A 26375-nucleotide genomic window follows, 5' to 3' on the forward strand; every position below is an offset into this window, starting at 1 on the left:
TCGTATCTGTCGAACCGGCCGTTCCAGCCTGTTGCCTGATGCTTGTAGCTTACCGCTGCATCACTGCGACTTGCGCACGCGCAGATACCACTCGGAGAGTAGACGCACCTGTTTGTCGGTATAGCCCCGCTCGACCATTCGGGTGACGAAGTCGTTGTGTTTCTGTTGATCCTCTTTGCTGGCTTTGGCGTTGAAGCTGATGACTGGCAGCAGGTCTTCGGTGTTGGAGAACATTTTCTTCTCGATCACCACGCGCAGTTTCTCGTAGCTGAGCCAGGTCGGGTTCTTGCCGTTGTTGTTGGCACGGGCACGCAACACGAAGTTGACGATTTCGTTGCGGAAATCTTTCGGGTTGCTGATGCCGGCAGGTTTCTCGATCTTTTCCAGTTCTTCGTTCAGGGCAACGCGGTTGAGAATCTCGCCGGTTTCCGGATCGCGGTATTCCTGGTCCTGAATCCAGAAGTCTGCGTAAAGCACGTAGCGGTCGAAGATGTTCTGGCCGTATTCGCTGTAGGACTCCAGATACGCGGTCTGGATTTCCTTGCCGATGAACTCGATGTAGCGCGGCGCCAGATACTCCTTGATGAAGCGCAGGTAGCGTTCGCGGGTTTCGGCCGGGAACTGTTCCTGTTCGATCTGCTGTTCGAGCACGTAGAGCAGGTGCACCGGGTTGGCGGCGATCTCGTGGGGATCGAAGTTGAAGACCTTGGACAGAATCTTGAACGCGAAACGGGTTGAAAGGCCGTTCATGCCTTCGTCGACACCCGCACTGTCGCGGTACTCCTGGATCGACTTGGCCTTGGGATCGGTGTCTTTCAGGTTTTCGCCGTCATACACGCGCATCTTGGAGTAGATGTTGGAGTTTTCCGGCTCCTTGAGGCGCGACAAGGTGGTGAACTGCGCCAGCATCTTCAGAGTGTCCGGCGCGCAGTGCGCCTTGGCCAGGGAACTGTTGAACAGCAGCTTGTCGTAGATCTTGATCTCGTCGCTGATACGCAGGCAATAAGGCACCTTCACGATGTAGATCCGGTCGATGAAGGCTTCATTGTTCTTGTTGTTACGGAAGCTGTGCCATTCCGATTCGTTGGAGTGGGCCAGCAGGATGCCCGTGAACGGAATCGCGCCCAGGCCTTCGGTACTGTTGTAGTTGCCTTCCTGGGTCGCAGTCAGCAACGGGTGCAGAACCTTGATGGGCGCCTTGAACATCTCGACGAATTCCATCAGGCCCTGGTTGGCCCGGCACAGAGCACCCGAGTAGCTGTAGGCGTCGGCGTCGTTTTGCGAGAACTCTTCCAGCTTGCGGATATCGACTTTACCTACCAGTGCAGAAATATCCTGGTTGTTCTCGTCCCCCGGCTCGGTTTTCGCCACGCCGATCTGGTTGAGAATCGATGGATAGAGTTTCACCACTTTGAACTGGCTGATGTCGCCCCCGAACTCAGCCAGACGCTTTGTCGCCCATGGCGACATGATGGTATTGAGGTAACGCCGCGGGATACCGAAGTCTTCTTCGAGAATCGCGCCGTCCTCGGTTGCATTGAACAACCCCAGTGGCGACTCGAATACGGGTGAACCCTTGATGGCGTAGAAGGGGACTTTTTCGATCAGTTGCTTGAGCTTTTCAGCCAGAGACGATTTGCCGCCACCTACCGGGCCAAGCAGGTAGAGAATCTGTTTCTTCTCTTCCAGGCCTTGGGCTGCATGGCGGAAATACGACACGATCTGGTCGATGCATTCTTCCATGCCATGGAAGTCGGCAAAGGCCGGATAACGCCGGATCACCTTGTTGGAAAAGATCCGCGACAACCGTGAGTTGGTGGAGGTGTCCACCAGCTCCGGCTCGCCAATGGCCAGCAGAAGGCGTTCTGCGGCAGAGGCGTAGGTGCTGCGATCCTGTTTGCAGAGCTCCAGATACTCCTGTAACGAGAGCTCTTCCTGACGTGTGGTTTCAAAGCGTTGTTGGAAGTGGCTAAAAATACTCATGACGTCACCTCGCTCGATACGTTGAGCCGGCGGCGGATCGTCAGTCGATGCTGGTAGCAGCTGAGTATCCAGATGCCGTTTACCCCCCAGAACACCATAAAAGTAACTACCGATGACCCACGCGCCGGTGTACCGGCTCTCCCCTGATTACGGATGGCCTGAGGCTAAGGATAGTTCGGATTCGGAAAGATAAAGAAGGGATGAGCAAGAAGTGGGGCTGACCGTTCGTCAGTTTGGGCGCGAACCCGCGCAGGACGCGGGATCGGCTTGATAAAAATATTTTTTCAGAGTGTGCCGGGTGTTTATGCGTGTCTGCACCAGCATCCGTTCTGTCGTTAACCCTGCGCCGTTTCGTTTGGAAAGGTGGTGCGCCACAATTCAAAGCCGCCGTCGAGGCTGTACACCTCGGAGAAGCCCTGGCCCACGAGGTAGGCGGCGGCACTCTGGCTGGAGTTGCCGTGGTAGCAGACCACTACCAGCGGTTTGTCCAGATCGGCCTTGGCGATGAAGTCGGCGATCGAGTGATTGTCCAGGTGGTGAGAGTCGGTGATGTGATTGCTGGCGAAAGCCTGCGGGTCGCGCACGTCTACCAGTACGGCACCCTGCTCGCGAAGGGCTTGGGCCTGTTCAGGGGGAATGCGTTTGAATTCGGTCATGGCTGGACTCCTGAGCTGATCTTTTAACGCCGGGCCTCGCTGGCCTCTGGCTGGGGAATGAGGGTCGTTGCCGGGCGCGTGGCGGCATTGCCGACAGCATCGCAATCGCAGCGATGACGTTCAAGGGTATCGACGTTCATCAGGGTCATGGCACCGCCCCATACACACCCGCTGTCCAGCGCATAAACGCCGGGTTCATCGCAATTGCCTTCAAGGGCTGCCCAGTGGCCGAAGATGATCTTCAGGTCACGGGTCTTGCGAGTCGGATGCTTGAACCATGGCTCATAGCCAGGCAAGGCGGTTTCGATGCCTTCCTTGCTCTTGAGGTCGAGCTTGCCTTCGCGGGTGCAGAAACGCATGCGGGTGAAGTAATTGGTGATCACCCGCAGCCGCGTCACGCCTTGCAGGTCGTTGTCCCACTTGACGGGTTCATTGCCGTACATGCCATCCAGGAAGGGGTCGTACAGGTTGTCGTCCTGCAGGGCCTGCTCGACTTCGCTGGCGTATTTGAGGGCTTTCTTCAGTGACCACTGCGGCGGAATACCCGCATGGGTCATGGCGATATTGCGCTGTTCATCGTAGTGCATCAGCTTTTGCCGACGCACCCAGTCCAGCAGGTCGTTGCCGTCGGGCGCCTCAATGATTTCGCGCAGGGTGTCGGCCTTTTTCAGGCGCTCGATGTTCCGCGAGGCGGCCAGCAGATGCAGGTCATGATTGCCCAGTACGCAGACCACGGATTCGCGGATGCTGTAAAGAAAGCGCAACGTCTCCAGCGACTGTGGGCCGCGGTTGACCAGATCGCCTACCAGCCATAGCTGATCCTTTTCAGGATCGAACCGGACATCCCCCAGCAGGCACTTCAGGGGCTCAAGGCAGCCTTGCAGGTCGCCAACGGCATACACAGCCATCAGTGAAGTGAGCCAGGGACGGCGAGACGGAAGGGCGCAATCACCGCATCGAAGCGTTTACCGTCCTCGGCGAGCATCTGATACGAGCCTTGCATGTTGCCGACTTTCGTCGTCATCACCGTGCCGCTGCTGTAGGTATGGCTCTGGCCAGCCTTGATCAGCGGTTGCTGGCCCACGACGCCCTCGCCACGCACTTCCTCGACATGGCCGTCACCGTCGGTGATGACCCAGTGCCGTGACAGCAGTCTGGCCGGCAGCTCGCCGTTATTCTGGACGGTGACGGTGTAAGCGAAGGCGAAGCGATTCTGCTCGGGTTGCGATTGTTCTGCGAGGAAGCGCGTGACGACGCTGACGTCGACCTGATAACGGGAATCGGACATGCGGTAGACCTTGAAAGCTATAGCAGCGGAAAAAACTGGAGCATTCGATAGACAGGTCAGTCTAGGACAAGTAAACGGAAAATGACTAACGGCACATAGCCATTTACTTGCCCCTTCAGATTATTCCACCCCTGCCTTTTCGCTGAGTTTGTCCGCCAGGCGGACAAATGCAGCAAGATCCAGTTGCTCGGGACGCAGGCTGCCATCGACACCGGCAGCCGCAATGTCATCTGCGCTCAGTAACAGTTTGAGGGTATTGCGCAGGGTCTTGCGGCGCTGGTTGAAGGCTTCGCGTACCACGCGCTCCAGCAGGCGATGGTCCCTGGCCGGATGAGGCAGTGTTTCATGGGGCACCAGGCGGACGATGGCCGAGTCCACTTTCGGGGGCGGATTGAACGCTCCCGGACCTACGTTAAACAGGTGTTCCACGCGGCAATGGTACTGAACCATGATCGACAGACGGCCCCAGTCACCGCCACCCGGTCCGGCCGCGAGGCGCTCGACCACTTCCTTCTGCAGCATGAAGTGCATGTCGCGGATCAGTCCTGCGTTTTGCAGCAGATGAAAGATCAGCGGCGTGGAGATGTTGTAGGGCAGGTTGCCCACGACACGCAGGCTGTTGGGCGCAGCGCCCAGGCTGTTGAAGTCGAACTTCAGGGCATCGCCCTGATGCAGGTTGAAGTTCGGCTTGCCTGCGAACTGGCTGTTGAGGATCGGGATCAGGTCCTTGTCCAGCTCGACCACATCCAGATGTGCGCCGCTGTTGAGCAGGCCTTCGGTCAGGGCGCCCTGGCCCGGGCCGATTTCCAGCAGGCGGTCTTCAGGCTTGGCGCGGATGGCGCGCAGGATCTTGTCGATAACGCCTGCGTCATGCAGGAAGTTCTGCCCGAAGCGCTTGCGCGCCCGGTGTTGGTATTGCTCGGTCATGAATGCGTCTCGGCCATCTGGTAGGCGGTTTGCAGGGCTACTTTCAGGCTGCCGGTGTCGATGTTTCCGCTGCCAGCCAGATCCAGCGCAGTGCCATGATCGACGGAGGTGCGGATGATCGGCAGGCCGAGCGTGATATTGACTGCCGCGCCGAAACCTTTGTATTTCAGCACGGGCAGGCCCTGGTCGTGATACATCGCCAGCACTGCGTCGCAATGCTCCAGATATTTGGGGGTAAACAGAGTGTCCGCAGGCAGCGGGCCTCGCAGGTCGATGCCCTCGCTGCGCAGACGCTCCAGGGTTGGTTCGATGATGTCGATTTCTTCGCGACCCAGGTGTCCGCCTTCTCCCGCATGGGGGTTGAGGCCGCAGACCAGAATGCGTGGTCGTGCGATGCCGAACTTGTTGACCAGATCGGCATGCAGGATGCGCGTGACGCGCTCAAGGCGTTCCGGTGTGATGGCATCGGCAATGTCGCGCAACGGAAGGTGAGTGGTCACCAGTGCCACGCGCAGATCACCCGTAGCCAGCATCATCACCACCTGTTCGGTGTGAGTCAGCTCGGCAAGAAACTCGGTATGCCCGGAAAAGGCGATGCCGCCTTCGTTGATCACACCCTTGTGGACAGGGGCGGTGATCATCCCGGCGAACAGCCCGTCGACACAGCCTTGGGCGGCGCGGGTCAGGGTCTGCAGCACGAAAGCCGCATTGGCCGTGTCCAGCGTGCCGGTTACCACCCTGGCTTGCAGCGGGGTATCCCAGACATACAGGCTGCCAGCAGGTGCCGGTTGCTCGGGAAAGGCATCGGGAGTGACGGCAATCAGGTTGACGGTCACGCCCAACTGCGTGGCCCGCTCCAGGAGCAGGTCACGGTTGGTAATGGCAATCAGGGGATGTGACTGAGGCTGCGTGGCGAGCAGCAGGCAAAGGTCAGGACCAATGCCGGCCGGCTCGCCGGGTGTCAGTGCGAAACGCTTTGGTTTCACTGTGTAGCCTGGGCCGCGCCGGGAAGCTTGATCTCGACGTAGGCTTCGTCACGGATCTGGCGCAGCCAGGTTTGCAGCTCTTCGTCGTACTTGCGGTTACGCAGTACGAGCAGGGCTTGCTGGTCACGGGCCTGGCTGGTGGCGTCAGTGGCGCGACGGCCAAGAACTTCCAGAATGTGCCAGCCGTAGGCTGTCTTGAACGGCTTGGACAATGTGCCTTGCGGCGTATCGTTCATGGCTGCACGGAATTCCGGAACCAGCGAGTTGGGGTCAACCCAGTTCAGGTCGCCGCCGTTGAGCGCCGAGCCCGGATCTTCCGAGAAGCTCTTGGCCAGTTCGCTGAAGTTCTCGCCAGCTTCGATACGGTCATAAAGCTTGGTCGCCAGACGACGTGTCTCTTCTTCGCTGCGGATTTCGCTTGGCTTGATCAGGATGTGACGCACATGCACTTCGTCGCGCATCTGGGTCTGGCCTTCGCCGCCGCGTTTTTCCAGCAGCTTGAGGATGATGAAGCCGCCCGGTGTGCGTGCAGGAGGGGTTACTTCACCCGGACGCATGGAGCTGAGCATGTCCCCGAAAGGTGGTGGCAACTGAGCAGCCTTGCGCCAGCCCATGTCGCCACCTTCCAGTGCGCTTTCGCTTGCAGACCGTGCAACGGCCAGTTGAGCGAAGTCGGCGCCTTTCTGCAGTTGACCGTAGATATCCTGAGCCTGACGGGCAGCCGCCTGGATCGCATCCGACGAAGCGCTGTCCGGTGTCGCGATCAGGATATTGGCCAGATGGAACTCCTCGGACAACTGAGCCTTGCCCAGGTCGGAAGCCAGGAAGTTCTTCACTTCCTGCTCGGAAACCTGGATGCGTTCGGCCACACGACGCTGGCGCACGCGGCTGATGACCATCTCGCGACGAACCTGCTCGCGGGCATCGTTGTAGGACAGGCCGTCATGAGCCAGGGCAGCACGGAACTGCTGGACACTCATGTTGTTGCGCTGGGCGATGGTCTCGATGGCCTGGTTCAGCTCTTCATCGGTAATGCGAATGCCGGAGCGTTCGCCGATCTGCAACTGAAGGTTTTCCAGGATCAGACGATCGAGTACCTGCGACTGCAGCGCTTCGGCCGGCGGAGTGCCGGCTCCGCGCTTGGCAATGGTCTGCTGGACTTCGCGAACACGCTGGTCCATCTGGCTTTTCATGATCACGTCGTTGTCGACGATGGCCACTACGCTGTCCAGAGGTTGAACCGCTGCATGAACAGCGCCGCTCAGGAGTAATGCGCCCAGCATCAGCGGGCGCAGACAATCAGAAAGCTTGGTCTTCACGTTCACGATAACCTTGAATGCCTTTGTCGAGGAAGCTCTCTACTTTGGCGCCGGTAACGCCGCCCAGTCCCTTCAACACAATTTGTAGGAATACGCCGCGGTCGCCTTTCTCGTTCTGAGGAGCAGCCTGGCTGTATTCGTCGTAGTCGACCCAGTAGCGATTGATCAGACGCAGTTTCCAACAGCAGTTGTCGTACTCGAAACCACCAAAGGCTTCAAGGGTACGGTCGCGGTTGTAGTCATACTGCCAGCGGCTGATAAGGCTCCATTGCGGCACGATTGGCCAGATGACCGAGAAATCGTGTTGCTGGATCTTGTAGTAGTCCTTCACGTAGCCCGGTTGACCTGGAGTGCCATAGTTACCACCGCCCACTGTCCAGCGACCGGTGTTCTCGTCGTAGCGGACCTGGTCGTTGCGATAGCGATAACCGGCGTTGATGATCTTGCCCGGGTTATCTTCAGGCTGGTAATGCAGCATGGTGCTGCCCGAACGCGTGCTGCGGCTGTCCGGATCCCAGTTGAAGTCGGAGTTGATACGGAAGTCGCGGTTGAAGCGATATTCGTGCTCCAGCGCATAAGGCGAAACATTGGCCTTGGCATCGTCGCGGTCGGCGAAGGTGATACCTGGCAGTTGAACCTTGCGATCGCTGAAGTACACCGCCTGACCGATGCTGAAGCGCTGACGCTCGAAACCGTTCTCTTCGATCCAGCGGTTGGTGACACCGAAGGAAAGCTTGTTCTCGTCACCGATACGGTCGTAACCGGTAAAGCGGTTGTCGCGGAACAGGGACGAGTAGTTGAACGTGCTTTCACTCGTGTCGAAAACCGGAATGTCTTCCTGGTTCTCTTCCGGCACGTAGAGATAGAACATGCGCGGTTCCAGCGTCTGGCGATAGTCCTTGCCGAACCACTGGGTATTGCGGTCGAAATACAGGCCGCTGTCGACACTCACGATAGGCAGACTGCGGGTCTGTTTGCTTTCGAAGTCGGTTACGGCGGCTCTGCCGCGGCTGTCCAGATCCAGGTCGTACTGGGTGTAGACATACTTCAGCTTGGGCGTCAGGAAACCATAGGTCCAGTTCATCGGCAGGCTGACCGACGGAGCCAGGTTCAGACGATCACCGTTGGCGCGAGCCAGACCGCCTACGTTGGTGTCCAGGCGAGCTTCCGGGTTGCCGTCCTTGTCGAAGTAGGTGCCGCTCTGCAGGTCGCGCTCGAAACGCACGGCTTCGGTTTCATAATCGAAACGCAGGCCGGCAGGGTTGTATGGCAGCGTGCCGTTGAGCGTGAGTTGTGGCACACGGTCATACGGTGTGATGTTGGCGATCGATGCCAGTTTGTAGGCATGGACGTTGAGCATTGCCCTGTAGCTGTCACCGCGATAGGTCAAGGACCCTTGCTGGTTGAGGAACTCAGGTGTGTTCACGCCGATCTGGTCGGTATCCAGATCCTGGAAGTAGTACGGGTCGCTGATGTCGGTGTAATCGACCTTGGTCAGCCAGCGGGAGTCAAGACCACCGGTATGCTGCCAGTTGAGCATCCAGCGTTTTTTCTCGTACTCGGACTGCAGTCTGCGCTCGTCATCTTCGTCGTTGAGGTAAGCGCCGCCGAACTGGCCTTCGCTGCTCTTGGTGAGATAGCGGAACTCACCTTCCATCAACATGCCGCGGTCGGCCATGTAGCGTGGATACAACGTGGCGTCGTAGTTGGGCGCCAGGTTGAAGTAGTAAGGCGTGACCAGGGTGAAGCCGTTGTCGCCACCTGCAGCAATGGTCGGCGGCAGGAAGCCGGACTGGCGACGGTCGTCGATCGGGAAGTAGATATACGGCGTGTAGAGTACCGGTATGTCCTTGACCCGCAGCGTGACGTTGGTCGCGGTGCCGAAACCGGTGGCCGGGTTCAGCGTGATGTTGTTGCCCTTGAGCGTCCAGGCGTTGCTGCCCGGTTCGCAGGAGGTATAGGTACCGTCCTTGAGGCGGATGATCGCGTTCTCTGCACGCTTTGCGTAGCGCGCGTTACCGCGAATGTTCGACTTGTGCAGGACGTATTCCGCGTTGTCGACCTGGGCTTCGCCGGTGTCGAGTTGCAGTTCGGCACGGTCGCCGACGATCAGGGCACCGTTGTCGCGCAAGCGGACATCGCCGTTGAGTTCGCCACGGTTCTCGGCCTGGTACAGAGCGGCTTCCTGAGCCTGGGCCTGCATGCTGCCCTGACGCAGGACGACATCGCCAGCCAGAGTCGCAATCTGCTTCTCCTGCTCGTAGCGCGATGCCTTGGCACCGACGAACAGGGGAGCGTCGCTCTTGGGGGTCTTGTCATCCATGCCTGGACGCATCGGCTCGACATAGGCTCCCGAGCAATAAGGACCGGTTTCGGCCAATTGCGCAGCCGTGAGCTTTTCACGGGGAACCCAGTCAAGGTGGCTGTAGTCAGCACTACGCGACGCCAGACCTTTACCCTTGGCTTCGCTGACCAGTTTGGTCGTGTCGACAGTCGTGCCGGCCGTGGTGCCTTGCGAAATCACTGTGCCGTTGGAGCTGACCTCGGTCGCGCTGTGCACGGGACGTGGAGGCAGCGCTACAGCAGCCGTATTCGATTTCGGCGCACAGTTCCAGGCACCCGAAGCAGAGACTGAGCAGTCATACTGTTCCGCGGCAACCACGAACTGAGTGGCCAGGGGTTGCATCGCCAGCAGACTGCCGGTTACGAGCAACGGAAATTTTTTACGAAACGCGGGGGATTTCAATGCCATCTTATTAGTCCGGGCTTCCTGCGCGCCATCTGCCCGCGGGGGGGCCGCACGCCTCTCGATGGGCTGAAAAAGATCCCGGATAATAAAGCATGACCCGCTTGACGGCTAGCGCCGTCGGAGACCCTTGTAATGTCAGACCAAGATATACGCCTTCAATCCCTGAAAGTTTGGCTCGATGAGCAGTTGCCAGCGCTCTTTGCCAGACAGAAATGGGGCGCCGTACCCCCGGCCACGTTGACTGCGGCCAGTAGCGACGCAAGTTTCCGTCGCTATTTCCGCTGGGAAGGCGGCGATAAAACTTTTATTGTCATGGATGCGCCTCCACCGCAGGAAAACTGCAAACCTTTCGTGGACATTGCTCATTTATTGGCCAGCTCGGGCATTAATGTTCCGAAAATTCATGCCGAAGACCTGACGCAGGGCTTTTTGCTGCTCAGCGATCTGGGGCGTCAGACGTATCTGGACGTCATCGATGCGGACAACGCCGATGCATTGTTTGCCGATGCCATCGAAGCGCTGCTGACTTATCAGCAACTGCCGATGGATGCACCGTTGCCCAGCTATGACGTGGCCTTGTTGCGTCGTGAACTGGAGCTTTTCCCCGAGTGGTATGTAAAGCGTCACCTGGGGATCGAAATGGACTCCGCGCAACTGGCCAGTTGGCAACATGTCAGCGACCTGTTGATCGAAAGTGCTCTGGCACAGCCCAAAGTGCTGGTTCATCGTGACTATATGCCGCGTAACCTGATGATCAGTGAACCGAATCCGGGCGTGCTGGATTTCCAGGATGCGGTATACGGGCCGGTCACTTATGACATTACCTGCCTGTTCAAGGATGCGTTCCTGAGCTGGCCTGAAGAGCGCGTTGCCGGTTGGCTGAACACTTACTGGAACAAGGCGCGAGCCCTGGGTATTGAGGTTCATGAAGACTTCGCCACGTTTTCGCGGGCCAGTGATCTGATGGGGGTGCAGCGTCACTTGAAGGTCATCGGGATTTTTGCCCGCATCTGCCATCGTGATGGCAAACCGCGCTATCTGGGTGATGTTCCGCGCTTCTTCTCATATATAGAGGCCGTTGTGTCGCGACGTCCGGAGCTGGCAGAACTGGGACAACTGCTCACCAGCCTGCGGCCATCGGCGTGAGGTGTGATTTTTTTGAAGAAGGATCGATTGTGTTGAAGAGGCTTGCATGAAAGCGATGATTCTCGCCGCCGGTAAAGGCGAGCGGATGCGACCGTTGACCTTGCACACACCAAAACCTCTGGTGCGTGCCGGTGGTGTTCCCTTGATCGAATACCATCTCAAGGCATTGAAGGAGGCCGGGTTTCACGACCTGGTCATCAACCATGCCTGGCTGGGGCAACAGATCGAAGACTATCTTGGGGATGGCCAGCGTTGGGGCGTGAACATTCGCTACTCCCCCGAAGGCGAGCCACTGGAAACCGGTGGCGGTATCTTTCGCGCACTGCCACTGCTGGGGGATGAGCCCTTTGTTGTGGTCAACGGCGATATCTGGACCGATTACACCTTTGCCGGGCTGCGCACGCCCCTGACCGGGCTTGCCCATCTGGTGATGATTGATAACCCCGCGCACCATCCGACTGGCGATTTCGCTCTTGTCGACGGCCTGCTGCAGGAGTCTTCTGCAGAAGACGTACCGCGCCTGACCTACAGCGGTATTGCTATCCTGCATCCGCGCCTGTTCGCTGGCTGCGAAGCCGGTGCCTTCAAGCTGGCTCCGTTGTTGCGTCAGGCGATGGCTCAGGGGCAGGTGACAGGTGAGCATTTCCGAGGGATCTGGATTGACGTCGGTACTCATGAGCGTCTTGGCGAAGTCGAGCGATTGCTGTCGGGGACCCGCTAGATGCTGTGGCCTGGCACGCTGCTCGGCGCCGGAGCCGGATATGCCATTGCCGATATTCCGGGCGCGATGTTAGGTGCGTTGCTGGGACAGGCTCTGGATCGTCGGCTGCAACTGCACACCTGGGCGCATCTGCGTGAGCGCCTGGGTGGCCGTTCGGCGGTACGTGACGAAGATCTGCTGTTCGTGCTGCTGGGGCGTCTGGCCAAAAGTGGCGGCCGTGTCATGGCCAGCCATATCCATCAGGCTCAGGCGGAAATGCGTCGCTTGAACATGGATGAGGCTGCACAGCGTCTTGCCATTGCCGCTTTCAATCGCGGTAAGGACGGCGCTGACGGATTGCGCGGTTATTTGCGTCGTCTGCGTGGCCAGCCAGGCATGGCTGAAGGCCTGTTGCGGGCTTGCTGGCGCATGGCCTGGGCCGACGGCAAGGTCACCCGTATCGAGCGTGAGCTGATCGGAGCCTGGGGAATGTGGCTGGGCTGGTCAGAGCTGAAAATCGAGGCGCTGGCTGCCGAGCACGACCCGATGAAAAGGCCGTCCGTCAGCAGTTCGGACGAATACAGCGGGGCGCTGTCACTGCTGGGAGTGCAGGCCGATACCGACCCGGCGAGCATCAAGCGCGCCTATCGTCGTCTGCTCAGTCGACATCATCCGGACAAGATCGCGGGAGGCGGTGCCAACACATTGCAAGTGCGTGTTGCCACCGAAAAGACCAGCGAATTGCACAGTGCCTATAGAGTGATCAAGGCGCGTCGCGGGTTTCGTTGAGTGTGAGTGGTTGTTCGCGAATGAATTCGCCCCCACGGTGATCGCGTAGGAGCGAATTCATTTGCGAAAGCCGTTATTCCGCTTCTACCCAACCCCGGATACGGCGAAAGATCTGTTCCTGCTCGGCCTCTTCATTCCCCACAATGTTGATCAGTGCAACCTGAGTAAAGCCCGCCCCCTTGGCGCGTTTGCTGACTTGCAGGCGAGAACTGGCCGCCTGTGGTGACTGGTTCTTGTAGATGAAATCTGCGGTTTTCATTTTCAGCGTCGGTACCAGCTCCAGCAGCGAAGGCTTGGTATTGACCGGCTCACGGGCCGCCACCATCGCGAACTTCTGCACCAGCGGAGATTGCCGCTCGTTCAGGAAGCGTGCTGCCCAATAGGCACCGCTGCTATGGCCGATCAGCACAATGCTGCGTGCCTTGTTCTGCTGGGCAAAATTGATCGCGCTTTCGATGCGGGCAAAGATGTGTTCGGCTTCAGCCTTGGCGCGTTCCTCGGCCTCTGCGGCTTTTGCAACCTCGTCACCTGCCTGCGCCGTGGTGTCGGCTGCCTTGGCGGTATCATCCTTTGACGCGTCCTTGGGCTTTTCTTCAGCGGCAGGCGCATCCGGTTCGCGTGGCATCAGGGCTTCGTCCTGCACATCCGGCAGGGTGATGCTCAGTGTGGCCCAGCCGGTGTCCGGAAACTTGCGACGCAACGGGCCGACGACATCCGGCCAGTCCGCCGACTCGCCCGCACCGGGCAGAAGAATGACCGCGCCTTTCGGGTCGGCACTGTTGGCGGGTTTCCAGAGTGCCAGGAAGCTTTCGTCACCGGCTTGCAGTTGCTGCAGGTCCTGAGGCGGCAGTTGACGCTCGAGGGCGATTGCATCTTCCTGAGCCCGGGTCAGCAGCGGGGCGCGTTCCACAGGGGCTTCGGCGGAGGCGGCATCCTTGGCCGGTGCAGGATCGGCAGCCACCACCGGCAGCGCACAAGGTAATATCAGCGACAGGAGCAATGCAGGAAGCGTTGTGCGAAAGGTATGGGACATCGAATATTCCAGGCCAGAAACTATTCTGGCAGCCTAATGCGTTGATCGGTATTTGTCAGGTCCCGGGACGGTGCATGGCCGCCAAACGAAAACACAAGAGAACGACATGAGTGCTCTTCTGCGCATTGGTTTTATCGGCTGCCTGGCCCTGCTCTTGATGGCTCGGGTGCCGGATGCATGGGCTGATGAATCAGAGCCTGTTGCGCAGGCATTGCTCAGCCAGGAGCAGCGCACCTGGCTGGACCAGCATGGTCCGTTGCGGGTCGGTCTGGTGATGCACGCGCCTTATGCACAGTTTGATCAGCGTCTGCAGCAGCTTTCCGGTGCCAACGTCGACTTGATGAATGCGCTGGCGGCGGCTCTGCGAGTTGAGTTGCTGTGGCGCAACTTTCCCGATCAGGCCGCACTGGAAAAGGCTGCGGCGGCGGGGCAGGTAGACCTTGCTCCCGGCCTGATGCAAACCCCTTCCGGGCTGCGCACCTGGATGTTTTCCGATCCTTACCTGCGGGTTTCGCAACTGGTGATCGGGGAGCGCGATGGCAGCTCGGCAGTGGATCTGGAAAAAGTCGATGAGCGTTCGCGAGTGGTCGTGCGCATGCCGAGTCCGACCGCCGATTACCTGCGCAGCAATTACCCCCATCTGAATCTGCAAGGTGTGCCTCTGGAGCGCCAGGCCCTGCAATTGTTGTTGAGTCAGCAGGCGCGCTATGCCGTGGTGGACGAGGCGCAACTCAGTCGCCTGTTCCGCGAGCCGGAGTTTGCCGGGCTGGCTGTGGTGGGCGATATCGGGTTGCCGCAACTGCTGCGGGTGGCGACACGCCGGGACACGCCGCAACTGGCCGCCATCGTCAGTGAAGCCTTGCATGCGATTCCAGCGAAAGAGCTGGATCAACTGCATACACGCTGGATGCCGCTCAAGTCGTCGCGTTTCAGCGAGTCGCCCGGACTGTGGCAGAACCTCTGCCTCTTGTTGCTGGTGATGTTGCTGGCCTGCTTCGCGATTGTGGTCTGGCAGCGCCGTCAGCAGCAGGCACTGGAGCAGGAGCTGGTCGAGGCGCGGGAAGACATTGCCCGACGTGTGGAAGGTGAGGAAGGGCTTCACCTCGCGCAGTTCTCCATCGATCAGAGCACGGTGGGTATTCTCTGGGTCAACTGGGACAGCCGGGTGCGCTATGCCAATCATGCGGCAGAATCCATGCTCGGTTATGCGTCGGGCGCAGTGGTGGACCGGCCGCTGATCGATTTCGAGCCCGGCCTGCACATGGATCGCTGGCTGAGCCTGTGGAAGAACGCCCGCTCCATGGAAGACAGTCCGCAAGTGTTCGAGACTAATTGCATTCGCGCCGATGGCAGTGTGTTGCCTGCGGGCGTGTCCCTGAGTTTTCTACGCTTTCGCGAGGCAGAATATCTGGTGGTGTTCCTCAGTGACGTCAGTGAGCGACGTCGCGCCCACGACCAGTTGCGCGAATTGTCGGCACATCTGGAAAGCGTGCGTGAAGAGGAAAAGGCCCGCATTGCTCGTGAAGTGCACGACGAACTGGGCCAGATGCTGACGGTGCTGAAGCTGGAAACCTCCATGTGCGAACTGGCCTATGCCGACCTTGACCCGGGTCTGAGCGAGCGGCTGAACAGCATGAAGCGTCTCATCGCTCAACTCTTTCAGTTGGTACGCGATGTCGCCACGGCGTTGCGCCCACCGATCCTCGATGCCGGCATTGCTTCGGCTATCGAATGGCAGGCCCGACGCTTCGAGGCTCGCACACAGATTCCGTGTCTGGTGCAGGTGCCGGACAACCTGCCGCCGCTCAGCGATGCCAGGGCCACCGGCATGTTTCGCATTCTTCAGGAGGCGCTGACCAATGTCATGCGCCACGCCCAGGCGCATACCGTGGAAGTCAGCCTGACGCTGGACGACGAGGTGATGTGCATGACCATTGCTGATGATGGCCAGGGCTTTGTGATGCAGTCTGACCGGCCTGTCTCGTTCGGTCTGGTGGGGATGCGCGAGCGTGTCCTGATGCTGGGTGGCAGACTGGAGCTGGACAGCGAGGTCGGTGAAGGCACAACCTTGCGTGCTTATATCCCGTTGGACCCCGTTGGGCAGGAGCGAGAACATTGATTCGTGTATTGGTCGCTGAAGACCACACCATCGTGCGTGAGGGCATCAAGCAGCTTATCGGCCTGGCGAAGGATCTGCTCGTCGTGGGCGAGGCCAGTAATGGCGAGCAGTTGCTGGAAACCCTGCGGCATGTGCCCTGCGAAGTGGTGCTGCTGGATATCTCCATGCCGGGCGTCAACGGGCTTGAGGCGATTCCCAGGATCCGGGCGTTGAATAACCCGCCGGTGATTCTGGTGCTGTCGATGCATGACGAAGCGCAGATGGCTGCCCGTGCATTGAAAGTCGGCGCGGCGGGATATGCGACCAAGGACAGCGATCCGGCCTTGTTGCTGACGGCCATTCGTCGGGTGGCGGCCGGAGGGCGTTATATCGATCCGGACCTGGCGGACCGCATGGTATTCGAGGTCGGCCTGACCGACAGTCGCCCGCTGCATTCGCTGTTGTCGGAGCGAGAGTTTTCGGTGTTCGAGCGTCTGGCTCAGGGCGCCAACGTCAATGACATTGCTCAGCAACTGGCCTTGAGCAGCAAGACGATCAGCACCCACAAGGCGCGCCTGATGCAGAAGATGAACCTGCACTCCCTGGCGGACCTTGTGAAATATGCTATGGAACACAAGCTGCTCTGATCCTGAAAGCGACACCGTGGGGGCGAACTCATTCGCGAAAGAAGGCTGCACTGTAGTGTCAGGTAGGGCGCTTTCCCGAATGAATTCGGTCCCAAGGCTGCAAGTCTTCAAAAAGTGCCGAATGTTCACTTATCCAATACCGTCATCCTTGTAGGGCAATCCCTACAGCGGAGCTTCCAGCCTGCCTAGGCTAATCTCTCCTTGCTCCCGATTTGCGCGTCATCCGGGCTGTTCTAGTCTTGAAACACGCAGACAAAACAAAGGTGTGGGTAATGAGCGACGTCGATTCAAGCGCTGGGGCAAATGATGTTCTGGTCAGCTTTCGTGGTGTGCAGAAGAGCTACGACGGCGAAGCACTCATCGTCAAAGACCTGAACCTGGATATTCGCAAAGGCGAATTCCTCACCCTGCTCGGGCCATCGGGCTCCGGCAAGACCACCAGTCTGATGATGCTGGCCGGTTTCGAGACGCCGACCGCGGGCGAAATCCTGCTGGGTGGCCGCGCCATTAACAACGTGCCGCCCCACAAGCGCGACATTGGCATGGTGTTCCAGAACTACGCACTGTTCCCGCACATGACGGTCGCCGAGAACCTGGCGTTCCCGCTGTCGGTGCGCGGCATGAGCAAGAGCGAGATCGGCGACAAGGTCAAGCGCGCACTGGGCATGGTTCAACTGGATGCCTTCGCGCATCGCTACCCGGCGCAGTTGTCCGGTGGTCAGCAGCAGCGTGTGGCCCTGGCCCGCGCGCTGGTTTTCGAGCCGCAACTGGTGCTGATGGACGAACCCCTCGGCGCACTCGACAAGCAACTGCGCGAACACATGCAGATGGAGATCAAACATCTGCACCAGCGTCTGGGCGTGACCGTGGTCTACGTGACCCACGACCAGGGCGAAGCCCTGACCATGTCCGATCGCGTTGCCGTGTTCCATCAGGGCGAGATCCAGCAGATCGCCCCGCCGCGTACCCTTTATGAAGAACCCAAGAACACCTTCGTCGCCAACTTCATTGGCGAGAACAACCGTCTCAACGGGCGCTTGGTCAGCCAGACCGGTGACCGCTGCGTCGTCGAGCTGGAACGGGGAGAGAAGGTCGAGGCACTGGCAATCAATGTCGGCCAGGCCGGCGAGCCGGTCACCCTCTCGATCCGTCCGGAACGCATCAGCCTCAATGGCCGTAGCGAAAGTTGTGTAAACCGTTTCTCGGGCCGTGTTGCCGAGTTCATCTATCTGGGCGACCACGTTCGTGTGCGTCTGGAGGTGGCAGGCAAGACCGACTTTTTCGTCAAGCAGCCTATCGCCGAACTGGATGCGGCCTTGAGCGTTGGCGATGTCGTGCCCCTTGGATGGCAAGTCGAGCACGCTCGCGCGCTCGATCCCTTGCAGCAAGTGCATTGATCTATCGATAAAAGCAACAACAGAGGCGAACGATCGCCCGTCCCAATCGCTTACCAACACTGCTCGTGGAGAAAAGAATAAATGCTGAAATCATTGAAGTTCACCGCTATCACGTTGGGCATGATGTGCGCGTCCCAAGCCATGGCCGCTGATCTGACCGTTATCTCTTTCGGCGGCGCCAACAAGGCTGCTCAGGAAAAGGCTTTCTATGCCCCTTGGGAGAAAGCAGGCAACGGCAAGATCATCGCTGGCGAGTACAACGGTGAAATGGCCAAGATCAAGACCATGGTCGACACCAAGAGCGTTTCCTGGGATCTGGTAGAAGTCGAATCGCCTGAGCTGTCCCGCGGTTGTGACGAAGACATGTTTGAAGAGCTGGACCCTGCGCTGTTCGGCAAGGCCGAAAACTTCGTACCGGGCGCGCTGACCACCTGCGGTGCAGGCTTCTTCGTATGGTCCACCGTGTTGGCTTACAACGCCGACAAGGTCAGCACTGCTCCGACCAGTTGGGTCGACTTCTGGGACACCAAGAAATTCCCGGGCAAGCGTGGCCTGCGCAAAGGCGCCAAGTACACCCTGGAATTCGCTCTGATGGCTGATGGCGTTGCGCCGAAGGACGTCTACAAGGTACTGGCCAGCAAGGACGGTCAGGACCGCGCCTTCAAGAAGCTCGATGAGCTCAAGCCAAACATTCAATGGTGGGAAGCAGGCGCTCAGCCTCCTCAGTACCTTGCTTCCGGCGACGTGGTCATGAGTTCGGCCTACAACGGTCGTATCGCTGCCGTGCAGAAGGAAAGCAACCTGAAAGTGGTCTGGACCGGCGGCGTTTATGACTTCGACGCATGGGCCATTCCAAAGGGCTCGAAAAACGTTGAAGCGGCGAAGAAGTTCATCGCTTACATCCTGAGCCCGGAGCAGCAGAAGACCTATTCGCAGAACATTGCCTACGGCCCGGCCAACACCCAGGCGGTTGCTCTGCTGGACAAGGAAACCCTGCAGAACATGCCGACCACTCCTGAAAACATCAAGGATCAGGTGCAGATGGACGTGACGTTCTGGACTGACAACGGCGAGTCGCTGGAACAGCGCTTCACCGCTTGGGCAGCCAAGTAATCGCGTCAACCTGAGTTAGATCCAGGAGCGTTTCCGGTTCAGGAAACGCTCCCCTCGTTCAAAGATTTCGGAGTTCGCTATGGCCACCGCCGTGCCCCTGACTGAAGGCGCCAGCCCCAACTTGAAGCAACGCCTGGCTCGTGCCGAGCGGGTCAACCGCTGGAAAGCCCAGGCGCTGATTGCTCCGTTGGTCATCTTTCTGCTGCTGGTCTTTCTGGTGCCCATTGCTGCGTTGCTTTACAAGAGCGTCAGCAACCCGGAAGTCGTTGCCGCACTGCCGAGCACCGTGATTGAAGTCGAGAAGTGGGACGGTAAAGGGCTTCCGCCCGAGTCGACCTACAAGGCATTGAGCCTGGATCTGGCTGAAACCCGCAAGAATTCGACCCTGGGCGAGTTGTCCAAGCGCCTGAACATGGAACTGGCCGGTTATCGCAGCCTGCTGAGCAAGACCGCTCGCGCGCTGCCCTTCAAGACCGAGCCTGCCTCTTATAAAGATGCACTGGAAGCGCTGGACGAGCGTTGGGGCGACCCTGCCTATTGGCAGGCGATTCGTCGCAACACCAGCAGCCTTACCCCTTATTACCTGCTGGCCGCTGTCGACCACCGCATCGACGATGTCGGTGAAGTGGCCGCTGCGACCCCGGACCAGGCCATTTACCTGGATATCTTCACCCGCACATTCTGGATGGGCCTGGTAATCACCACCATCTGTCTGGTGCTGGCGTATCCACTTGCCTATCTGTTGGCCAGCCTGCCTGCACGGCAGAGCAACCTCTTGATGATTCTGGTCCTGCTACCGTTCTGGACCTCGATTCTGGTCCGGGTAGCAGCCTGGATCGTGTTGCTGCAATCGAGTGGTCTGATCAATGGTGCGCTGATCGCCATGGGCATCATCGACAAGCCTATCGAACTGGTCTTCAACCGGGTCGGCGTCTACATCTCGATGGTGCATATCATGCTGCCGTTCATGATCCTGCCGATCTACAGCGTGATGAAAAACATCTCGCCAACTTACATGCGTGCTGCCATTTCCCTGGGCTGCCATCCGTTCACCAGCTTCTGGCGCGTGTACTTCCCGCAGACCTATGCCGGGATCGGGGCTGGCTGCCTGTTGGTCTTCATCCTGTCGATCGGCTACTACATCACCCCGGCATTGCTGGGTAGCCCGAACGACCAGATGGTCAGCTATTTCGTGGCCTTCTACACCAACACCAGCATCAACTGGGGCATGGCGACGGCACTGGGCGGCCTGCTGCTGTTGGCAACCGTCGTGCTGTATCTGATCTATAGCTGGCTGGTCGGCGCGAGCCGCCTGCGTTTGAGCTGAGGGGAATCATCATGCTGAATTCGTATTCGTCGCCCATCGAGCGCATCTGGTATTACGCACTGCGCATCATCTGCGCACTGGTGCTGCTGTTTCTGGTGTTGCCGGTGCTGGTCATCGTCCCGTTGTCGTTCAACTCGGGCAGTTTTCTGGTTTACCCGCTGCAAGGCTTTTCATTGCAGTGGTATCAGGACTTCTTCGGTTCCGCCGAGTGGATGCGCTCGCTGAAGAACAGCATGATCGTTGCACCGGCTTCCACGCTGCTGGCAATGATTTTCGGCACACTGGCCGCTATCGGCCTGACCCGTGGCGACTTCCCCGGCAAGCCGCTGGTCATGGCGCTGGTGATCTCGCCGATGGTGGTGCCGATGGTGATTGTCGGTGTCGCCAGCTACCTGTTCTTCGCACCGCTGGGGCTGGGCAACAGCTACACCTCGCTAATCCTGGTGCATGCGGTATTGGGCGTGCCGTTCGTGATCATCACCGTGTCGGCCACCTTGCAGGGCTTCAACCACAACCTGGTACGCGCCGCCGCTAACCTCGGCGCTTCGCCGCTGACGGCGTTCCGTCGGGTGACCCTGCCGTTGATCGCACCCGGTGTCATCTCCGGTGCGCTGTTCGCCTTTGCGACCTCGTTCGATGAAGTGGTGGTCACCCTGTTCCTCGCCGGCCCCGAACAAGCGACCCTGCCGCGCCAGATGTTCAGCGGCATCCGCGAAAACCTCAGCCCGACCATCGCCGCCGCCGCGACCTTGCTGATCGCCTTCTCGGTGGCGTTGCTGCTGGTGCTGGAGTGGCTGCGTGGACGCAGCGAAAAGCTGCGTACGCAGGTGGAGTAGCCTCTTCGCGAATGAATTCGCTCCTACGGTGGGAGCGAATTCATTCGCGAAAAACCAGATGTTTCATCCCTCAAGCCATATCCCGATCTCTTGGAGTACAATGCGCGCCACCGTGATTCTGCTCAAACAGGTGCGCCATGCAGCCCTTCGTTATTGCCCCATCGATCCTTTCCGCTGACTTCGCCCGTCTGGGTGAGGACGTCGACTCTGTACTGGCCGCGGGTGCCGACTTCGTTCACTTCGATGTCATGGACAATCACTATGTCCCTAACCTGACCATCGGTCCGATGGTGTGCAGCGCGCTGCGCAAATATGGCGTCACTGCGCCCATCGATGTGCACCTGATGGTCAGCCCGGTGGATCGCATTATCGGTGATTTCATCGAGGCCGGTGCCACCTACATCACCTTTCACCCCGAAGCGACCCAACATATCGATCGTTCTCTGCAACTGATCCGCGAGGGTGGCTGCAAGGCGGGTCTGGTATTCAACCCGGCGACGCCCCTGAACCTGCTGGAATACGTCATGGACAAGGTCGACATGATCCTGCTCATGAGCGTCAACCCGGGCTTCGGCGGTCAGAAGTTCATTCCCGGTACGCTGAACAAGCTGCGCGAAGCGCGGGCCTTGATCGATGCTTCGGGACGAGACATCCGTCTGGAAATCGATGGTGGCGTCAACGTCGCGAACATTCGTGAAATCGCGGCTGCGGGTGCTGACACCTTTGTCGCTGGCTCGGCTATTTTCAATGCTCCCGATTACAAGGAAGTGATCGAGAAAATGCGCAACGAACTGGCGGCAGCCCGCGCATGAGCGGCTTCGAGCATTTGTTTGCGGGCAAGTTGCCCAGGCTGATCATGTTCGATCTGGACGGGACCCTCGTGGATTCCGGGCCTGATCTGGCCGTGGCCGTCGACAAGATGCTGCTCGAACTCGGTCGCCCGCCGGCTGGCCTTGAGTCGGTTCGGCAATGGATCGGCAATGGCGCACCGGTACTGGTGCGTCGGGCGCTGGCCAATGATATTGATCACAGCCGTGTCGATGACGCCCTGGCCGCACAGGCGCTGGAAATCTTCATGCAGGCTTATGCCGAAAAACACGAATTCACCGTGGTCTACCCCGGCGTTCGTGAAACCCTGAAATGGTTGCAGAAGATGGGCGTCGAAATGGCCCTCATCACCAACAAGCCGGAGCGCTTTGTCGCTCCGCTGCTGGATGAAATGAAACTGGGACGTTTCTTTCGCTGGATCATCGGCGGCGACACCATGCCACAGAAGAAACCGGACCCTGCGGCTTTGTTCTTCGTCATGAAAATGACCGGCATTCCGGCTTCCCAGTCACTGTTCGTCGGCGACTCACGTTCCGATGTGCAGGCGGCCAAGGCGGCTGGCGTGGCCTGTGTCGGGCTGACCTATGGCTACAACCATGGCCGGCCCATCGCTGAAGAATCCCCGTCGCTGGTGATTGATGATCTGCGCAAGCTGATTCCCGGTTGCCTGGATCAGGACGCTGAGATACTGTTGCCCGATATTCAACGTCCCTCCCTTAGAGATTCCATCGTGGTGGTCACCCGCAAACTCTGGATGAAAGTCATCAAGGCCCTGGCCCGTTGGCGTTGGCGCGCCTGACTTGATCCCGGCCGCCTGCGCGGCACGTTTGCCTACCTGACCGTTTTACCCTCAAACCACGAGGCTGCTCATGAACCGTGAAGAATTCCTGCGTTTGGCTGCTGCTGGCTATAACCGCATCCCGCTTGCCCACGAAACCCTGGCTGACTTCGACACCCCACTGTCGATCTACCTGAAACTGGCCGACCAGCCGAATTCCTACCTGCTGGAGTCGGTACAGGGCGGCGAGAAGTGGGGGCGTTACTCCATCATCGGCCTGCCATGCAGCACCGTGATGCGCGTCCATGGTCATCATGTGAGCGTGACCCACGAAGATGTGGAAGTCGAAAGCCATGACGTCGAAGATCCGCTGGCCTTCGTCGAAGAGTTCAAGGCGCGTTACAACGTCCCGACCATTGCCGGTCTGCCACGCTTCAACGGTGGTCTGGTGGGTTACTTCGGCTATGACTGTGTGCGTTATGTCGAAAAGCGTCTGGCCAACTGCCCGAATCCGGACCCGCTGGGTGTGCCGGATATCCTGCTGATGGTTTCCGATGCGGTCGTGGTATTCGATAACCTGGCGGGCAAGATGCACGCCATCGTATTGATCGATCCGGCCCAACAGGACGCATATGAAAGCGGACGTGCGCGCCTTGATGAACTGATGGAAAAGCTCCGTCAGCCCATCACGCCACGCCGTGGCCTGGAACTGGACAGACCGCCTGCTGCAGAGCCTGTGTTCCGTTCCAGCTTCACCCAGAACGATTACGAAAAGGCGGTCGACACCATCAAGCAATACATCCTCGCCGGGGATGTGATGCAGGTCGTGCCGTCGCAGCGCATGTCCATCGACTTCAAGGCTGCGCCTATCGACCTGTATCGGGCGTTGCGCTGCTTCAACCCGACGCCCTACATGTACTTCTTCAACTTCGGCGACTTCCATGTGGTCGGCAGCTCGCCGGAAGTACTGGTGCGGGTCGAGGACAATCTGGTCACCGTTCGCCCGATTGCCGGTACACGTCCGCGTGGTGCCACCGAAGAGGCCGACCGTGCCCTGGAAGAAGACCTGCTGTCCGACGACAAGGAAATCGCCGAGCACCTGATGCTCATCGATCTCGGTCGTAACGACACGGGCCGTGTTTCGGAAATCGGTTCGGTCAAGCTGACCGAGAAGATGGTCATCGAGCGTTACTCCAACGTGATGCACATCGTTTCCAACGTCACCGGCCAGCTGAAAAGCGGGCTGACGGCCATGGACGCCCTGCGCGCCATTCTGCCGGCAGGCACCTTGTCCGGTGCGCCGAAGATCCGCGCCATGGAAATCATCGACGAGCTGGAGCCCGTGAAGCGTGGCGTCTATGGCGGTGCGGTGGGTTACATGGCCTGGAACGGCAATATGGACACTGCGATTGCCATCCGTACCGCCGTCATCAAAGGCGGCGAACTGCATGTGCAGGCGGGCGGCGGTATCGTTGCCGACTCGGTGCCGGCCCTTGAGTGGGAGGAGACCATCAACAAGCGACGTGCGATGTTCCGGGCTGTGGCGTTGGCTGAGCAGACGACGGGCGAGAAGGCGTGAGCTTCAAGCGGTAAGCGGCAAGCTTTAAGGAGTGAGCTTCATGTGAAACGCGGTGTCGGCTTTGGCCGACGCCGCGTTTTTGTTTGGGTCAGGCTGCCCGTGCTTCTTCCAGGGCTTCGGCGGACAGTTGCTGGTTGTGGCGGTTGGCGTAGTTCTCGGCCATGACCGAGCAGACGATCAACTGCATGGGGTGGTAGATCATGATCGGCAGCAGGATCAGGCCCAGGCCCGGGTTGGCGCCGAAGATCAGTGCTGCCATGGGCGCTCCGGCGGCCAGGGATTTCTTGGTGGCGCAGAACACGGCTGCGACGCGGTCGCCATGATCGAACTTAAGGGCGCGTGCGGTGCGGGTCGTCATGAACAGGATCACGGCCAACAGCACGGCGGTGCCGATAAAGGCGGTCAGAATCACGCTGCTGCCCTGGGCTTGCCACATGCCTGAAATCATCGAATTGCAGAACGCGGCGTAAACCAGTAACAGAATCACGATCTTGTCGATCAGGTTGGTGTACTTCTTGTGCCGGGCAAAGAACTTGCCTGCCAGCGGGCGAATCAATTGGCCGAGAACCAGCGGCAGCAACAACATGCCGCACAGGTCCAGCAAGGTCGAACCCAGGTCGATCCCGCCCGCACCTGTGCCCACCACCAGGCTGACCAGCCATGGGGTGATGAAAATCCCCAGTACGCTGGACAGGCTGGCGTTGAGAATCGCCGCAGGCACGTTGCCTTTTGCGCTGCCGGTCAGGGCAACCGACGAAGAAATGGTGGAGGGCAGTGCGCAAAGGTAGAAGAAACCCAGCATCAGCAGGGCAGGGACATAGGCGCTCAACAGCGTGTTGCTGATCAGCCAGAGAGCCGGGAACACCACAAAGGTGAAGGCCTGGATCATGGTGTGCAGGCGCCAGTTCTTGAGGCCGTTCCTGATCTGCTCGCTGGACAGATTGACGCCATGCAGGAAGAACACCACGAACACGCCGATATTGATGACGTATTCGGCATGCATGCCGCCGCCTGTGGCGCCGAAGTGCGGGAAGAAATAGGCCAGAACCGTCGCCAGGACCATTCCACAGAGGAACCAGTCGGTCACGACGCGCTTGAGGTGTTTGAGTGCTTGCATAAGAGGCTCGTGCATTCTTTGTAAAAGTGAATGTCCGCAGGCTACTCTGTTGTCCTGTAGCCGTCTTGCGACATAAGGCCATTAGATGCCGAGTAACGGACAAAACACGTCACATCCTCCTACGGGCGAGCGGCACATACCGGTCTTGCAGGATTTGCCGCGCCCGCTTTATGCCCGTGCCGAAAGCCTGAGCGCCGGGTCCTGGACGCCGCCTCATCGCCATGACTGGGTGCAGTTTTCCTACGCCATCAGTGGCGTCCTGGGTGTACACACTGCAGAAGGCAGTTTCTTCGCGCCGCCGCAGTGGGGTGTGTGGGTTCCTGCGGGGCTGGAGCATCAGGTGGTGACGTCCATGCAGGCCGAGATGCGCAGCCTGTATGTGCGAACCCAGGATTCCGGTTGGGCACCGGAGCGTTGCCGGGTGCTGGAAGTGACCCCGCTGGCCCGAGAGCTGATAAAGACTTTCTGCCTGCTGCCCGTGGCTTACCCGGAAGATGACAGCCCTGAGGCGCGTCTGGTGCAGGTGCTGCTGGATCAGCTGTCGCAACTGCCGGAGGTGGGGTTTTCCCTGCCGTTGCCCCGGCACCCTAGGTTACTGGGCTTGTGCAATGAACTGATTGAGAACCCTGCCCGGTTGATCACGCTGCATGACTGGGCTGCACGCCTCGGGATGTCGGAGAAAACCCTGATGCGCCTGTTTCAGCGGGAAACCGGCCTGAGCTTTCGAGGTTGGCGTCAGCGGGCGAGGTTACTGTCATCGCTCAGCGCGCTGGAGGAGGGTGACAGCGTGACCAGCGCTGCCCTGGCATGTGGTTATGACTCCACTTCAGCCTTCATTGCGGCTTTCAAGGGGCTGTTCGGTTACACGCCTGGGGAACTGTTCAAGTAGATTTCGGCGTGAAAGTGCGGCTGATTGCTGCTTTTTCCTACAGCAAGAGTTTTTGAATTCGTAATATCTTTCACCGCTCATTCGGCACGAAAGGTGCTTGAATCAAGGAGTTGAGGCCGTTTTCCACGAAAACTATTCAATCCCGACGGCCATTACCCCTACTCGCTGGCGGAGGATTGCCGTATAACGG

23 protein-coding genes are annotated in these 26375 nt (G+C 59.1%); 13 read left to right on the forward strand and 10 right to left on the reverse strand.

Annotated features, from left to right (window positions below; genetic code table 11):
* Positions 1 to 60: 60 nt before the first annotated feature.
* The 8 genes from CKW23_RS21975 to CKW23_RS22010 all read right to left on the reverse strand — a co-directional run bounded on the left by CKW23_RS21975 (position 61) and on the right by CKW23_RS22010 (position 9911).
* Positions 61 to 1983, reverse strand: a complete 1923-nt coding sequence (locus CKW23_RS21975) for a PrkA family serine protein kinase (protein WP_025258338.1) — start codon at positions 1981 to 1983, stop codon at positions 61 to 63.
* 335 nt (positions 1984 to 2318) lie between these two features.
* Positions 2319 to 2639 (reverse strand): thiosulfate sulfurtransferase GlpE, encoded by a 321-nt coding sequence (glpE, locus tag CKW23_RS21980; protein WP_025258339.1) that lies wholly within the window; start codon positions 2637 to 2639, stop codon positions 2319 to 2321.
* 23 nt (positions 2640 to 2662) lie between these two features.
* Positions 2663 to 3547 (reverse strand): symmetrical bis(5'-nucleosyl)-tetraphosphatase, encoded by an 885-nt coding sequence (locus CKW23_RS21985; RefSeq protein WP_025258340.1) that lies wholly within the window; start codon positions 3545 to 3547, stop codon positions 2663 to 2665.
* Positions 3547 to 3927, reverse strand: coding sequence for a Co2+/Mg2+ efflux protein ApaG (gene apaG / locus CKW23_RS21990; protein ID WP_025258341.1), 381 nt, complete (start codon positions 3925 to 3927; stop codon positions 3547 to 3549). The genes CKW23_RS21985 and apaG overlap by 1 nt, the downstream gene beginning before the upstream one ends.
* Positions 3928 to 4047: 120 nt before the next feature.
* Positions 4048 to 4854: a 16S rRNA (adenine(1518)-N(6)/adenine(1519)-N(6))-dimethyltransferase RsmA gene (gene rsmA / locus CKW23_RS21995; RefSeq protein ID WP_025258342.1), complete on the reverse strand. Its 807-nt coding sequence runs from the start codon at positions 4852 to 4854 to the stop codon at positions 4048 to 4050.
* On the reverse strand, positions 4851 to 5840 hold the full coding sequence (gene pdxA / locus CKW23_RS22000) for a 4-hydroxythreonine-4-phosphate dehydrogenase PdxA (RefSeq protein ID WP_025258343.1): 990 nt from the start codon (positions 5838 to 5840) through the stop codon (positions 4851 to 4853). Before pdxA ends, rsmA begins: the two co-directional genes overlap by 4 nt.
* A complete protein-coding gene (locus CKW23_RS22005) occupies positions 5837 to 7159 on the reverse strand; it encodes a peptidylprolyl isomerase (protein ID WP_177434666.1) in 1323 nt (440 codons plus the stop codon). The genes pdxA and CKW23_RS22005 overlap by 4 nt, the downstream gene beginning before the upstream one ends.
* A complete protein-coding gene (locus CKW23_RS22010; RefSeq protein WP_095068339.1) occupies positions 7140 to 9911 on the reverse strand; it encodes an LPS-assembly protein LptD in 2772 nt (923 codons plus the stop codon). The genes CKW23_RS22005 and CKW23_RS22010 overlap by 20 nt, the downstream gene beginning before the upstream one ends.
* Positions 9912 to 10040: 129 nt before the next feature.
* On the opposite strand from CKW23_RS22010, the gene CKW23_RS22015 reads away from it, so the two are divergent.
* From CKW23_RS22015 to CKW23_RS22025, 3 genes are read left to right on the forward strand one after another with little or no spacing between them, the layout of a single operon-like run.
* Positions 10041 to 11054 (forward strand): aminoglycoside phosphotransferase family protein, encoded by a 1014-nt coding sequence (locus CKW23_RS22015; protein WP_025258346.1) that lies wholly within the window; start codon positions 10041 to 10043, stop codon positions 11052 to 11054.
* Between the two features lie 46 nt (positions 11055 to 11100).
* On the forward strand, positions 11101 to 11775 hold the full coding sequence (gene murU, locus CKW23_RS22020; RefSeq protein ID WP_025258347.1) for an N-acetylmuramate alpha-1-phosphate uridylyltransferase MurU: 675 nt from the start codon (positions 11101 to 11103) through the stop codon (positions 11773 to 11775).
* Positions 11776 to 12543, forward strand: coding sequence for a TerB family tellurite resistance protein (locus CKW23_RS22025; RefSeq protein WP_025258348.1), 768 nt, complete (start codon positions 11776 to 11778; stop codon positions 12541 to 12543).
* A gap of 73 nt (positions 12544 to 12616) precedes the next feature.
* Here the strand turns inward: CKW23_RS22025 and CKW23_RS22030 are convergent, their stop codons facing one another.
* Positions 12617 to 13576 (reverse strand): alpha/beta hydrolase family protein, encoded by a 960-nt coding sequence (locus tag CKW23_RS22030; RefSeq protein ID WP_177434667.1) that lies wholly within the window; start codon positions 13574 to 13576, stop codon positions 12617 to 12619.
* Positions 13577 to 13682: 106 nt separating this feature from the next.
* Here CKW23_RS22030 and CKW23_RS22035 point away from each other — a divergent pair, with 106 nt between their 5' ends.
* The 9 genes from CKW23_RS22035 to trpE all read left to right on the forward strand — a co-directional run bounded on the left by CKW23_RS22035 (position 13683) and on the right by trpE (position 24179).
* Complete coding sequence (locus CKW23_RS22035; RefSeq protein ID WP_095068341.1) at positions 13683 to 15695, forward strand: transporter substrate-binding domain-containing protein; 2013 nt, start codon at positions 13683 to 13685, stop codon at positions 15693 to 15695.
* The gene (locus CKW23_RS22040; protein WP_025258351.1) at positions 15692 to 16321 is read left to right on the forward strand and encodes a response regulator transcription factor; all 630 of its coding nucleotides are present in this window, start codon (positions 15692 to 15694) and stop codon (positions 16319 to 16321) included. The genes CKW23_RS22035 and CKW23_RS22040 overlap by 4 nt, the downstream gene beginning before the upstream one ends.
* Before the next feature lie 272 nt (positions 16322 to 16593).
* The gene (locus CKW23_RS22045) at positions 16594 to 17718 is read left to right on the forward strand and encodes an ABC transporter ATP-binding protein (RefSeq protein WP_025258352.1); all 1125 of its coding nucleotides are present in this window, start codon (positions 16594 to 16596) and stop codon (positions 17716 to 17718) included.
* 81 nt (positions 17719 to 17799) lie between these two features.
* On the forward strand, positions 17800 to 18831 hold the full coding sequence (locus CKW23_RS22050; protein ID WP_095068342.1) for a polyamine ABC transporter substrate-binding protein: 1032 nt from the start codon (positions 17800 to 17802) through the stop codon (positions 18829 to 18831).
* Positions 18832 to 18910: 79 nt separating this feature from the next.
* A complete protein-coding gene (locus tag CKW23_RS22055) occupies positions 18911 to 20158 on the forward strand; it encodes an ABC transporter permease (RefSeq protein WP_095068343.1) in 1248 nt (415 codons plus the stop codon).
* A gap of 11 nt (positions 20159 to 20169) precedes the next feature.
* Complete coding sequence (locus tag CKW23_RS22060) at positions 20170 to 20994, forward strand: ABC transporter permease (RefSeq protein ID WP_095068344.1); 825 nt, start codon at positions 20170 to 20172, stop codon at positions 20992 to 20994.
* A gap of 137 nt (positions 20995 to 21131) precedes the next feature.
* Positions 21132 to 21806, forward strand: a complete 675-nt coding sequence (rpe, locus tag CKW23_RS22065) for a ribulose-phosphate 3-epimerase (RefSeq protein ID WP_095068345.1) — start codon at positions 21132 to 21134, stop codon at positions 21804 to 21806.
* Entirely contained in the window at positions 21803 to 22621 is an 819-nt protein-coding gene (locus CKW23_RS22070) for a phosphoglycolate phosphatase (RefSeq protein ID WP_095068346.1), read from the forward strand. Before rpe ends, CKW23_RS22070 begins: the two co-directional genes overlap by 4 nt.
* A 70-nt stretch (positions 22622 to 22691) precedes the next feature.
* The gene (gene trpE / locus CKW23_RS22075) at positions 22692 to 24179 is read left to right on the forward strand and encodes an anthranilate synthase component I (protein ID WP_095068347.1); all 1488 of its coding nucleotides are present in this window, start codon (positions 22692 to 22694) and stop codon (positions 24177 to 24179) included.
* Between the two features lie 88 nt (positions 24180 to 24267).
* On the opposite strand, the gene CKW23_RS22080 is transcribed toward trpE, so the two are convergent.
* Positions 24268 to 25296, reverse strand: a complete 1029-nt coding sequence (locus CKW23_RS22080; protein WP_025258359.1) for a bile acid:sodium symporter family protein — start codon at positions 25294 to 25296, stop codon at positions 24268 to 24270.
* An 85-nt stretch (positions 25297 to 25381) separates the two neighbouring features.
* Between CKW23_RS22080 and CKW23_RS22085 the strand changes: the two genes are divergently transcribed.
* Positions 25382 to 26185, forward strand: coding sequence for a helix-turn-helix transcriptional regulator (locus CKW23_RS22085; RefSeq protein WP_025258360.1), 804 nt, complete (start codon positions 25382 to 25384; stop codon positions 26183 to 26185).
* The last annotated feature ends 190 nt before the right edge of the window (positions 26186 to 26375 follow it).

The organism is Pseudomonas sp. Irchel 3A18 (assembly GCF_900187465.1).
GTDB classification, from domain to species: domain Bacteria; phylum Pseudomonadota; class Gammaproteobacteria; order Pseudomonadales; family Pseudomonadaceae; genus Aquipseudomonas; species Aquipseudomonas cichorii.

Coding starts and splice junctions, on each gene's coding strand:
- CKW23_RS22045 (WP_025258352.1), top strand. CDS start 16,594: ATGAGCGACGTCGATTCAAGCGCTGGGGCAAATGATGTTCTGGTCAGC.
- CKW23_RS22035 (WP_095068341.1), top strand. CDS start 13,683: ATGAGTGCTCTTCTGCGCATTGGTTTTATCGGCTGCCTGGCCCTGCTC.
- CKW23_RS22070 (WP_095068346.1), top strand. CDS start 21,803: ATGAGCGGCTTCGAGCATTTGTTTGCGGGCAAGTTGCCCAGGCTGATC.
- rpe (WP_095068345.1), top strand. CDS start 21,132: ATGCAGCCCTTCGTTATTGCCCCATCGATCCTTTCCGCTGACTTCGCC.
- CKW23_RS22015 (WP_025258346.1), top strand. CDS start 10,041: ATGTCAGACCAAGATATACGCCTTCAATCCCTGAAAGTTTGGCTCGAT.
- CKW23_RS22030 (WP_177434667.1), bottom strand. CDS start 13,576: ATGTCCCATACCTTTCGCACAACGCTTCCTGCATTGCTCCTGTCGCTG.
- CKW23_RS21975 (WP_025258338.1), bottom strand. CDS start 1,983: ATGAGTATTTTTAGCCACTTCCAACAACGCTTTGAAACCACACGTCAG.
- CKW23_RS22010 (WP_095068339.1), bottom strand. CDS start 9,911: ATGGCATTGAAATCCCCCGCGTTTCGTAAAAAATTTCCGTTGCTCGTA.
- murU (WP_025258347.1), top strand. CDS start 11,101: ATGAAAGCGATGATTCTCGCCGCCGGTAAAGGCGAGCGGATGCGACCG.
- apaG (WP_025258341.1), bottom strand. CDS start 3,927: ATGTCCGATTCCCGTTATCAGGTCGACGTCAGCGTCGTCACGCGCTTC.
- CKW23_RS22050 (WP_095068342.1), top strand. CDS start 17,800: ATGCTGAAATCATTGAAGTTCACCGCTATCACGTTGGGCATGATGTGC.
- rsmA (WP_025258342.1), bottom strand. CDS start 4,854: ATGACCGAGCAATACCAACACCGGGCGCGCAAGCGCTTCGGGCAGAAC.
- trpE (WP_095068347.1), top strand. CDS start 22,692: ATGAACCGTGAAGAATTCCTGCGTTTGGCTGCTGCTGGCTATAACCGC.
- CKW23_RS22025 (WP_025258348.1), top strand. CDS start 11,776: ATGCTGTGGCCTGGCACGCTGCTCGGCGCCGGAGCCGGATATGCCATT.
- CKW23_RS21985 (WP_025258340.1), bottom strand. CDS start 3,547: ATGGCTGTGTATGCCGTTGGCGACCTGCAAGGCTGCCTTGAGCCCCTG.
- CKW23_RS22080 (WP_025258359.1), bottom strand. CDS start 25,296: ATGCAAGCACTCAAACACCTCAAGCGCGTCGTGACCGACTGGTTCCTC.
- CKW23_RS22055 (WP_095068343.1), top strand. CDS start 18,911: ATGGCCACCGCCGTGCCCCTGACTGAAGGCGCCAGCCCCAACTTGAAG.
- CKW23_RS22060 (WP_095068344.1), top strand. CDS start 20,170: ATGCTGAATTCGTATTCGTCGCCCATCGAGCGCATCTGGTATTACGCA.
- glpE (WP_025258339.1), bottom strand. CDS start 2,639: ATGACCGAATTCAAACGCATTCCCCCTGAACAGGCCCAAGCCCTTCGC.
- CKW23_RS22085 (WP_025258360.1), top strand. CDS start 25,382: ATGCCGAGTAACGGACAAAACACGTCACATCCTCCTACGGGCGAGCGG.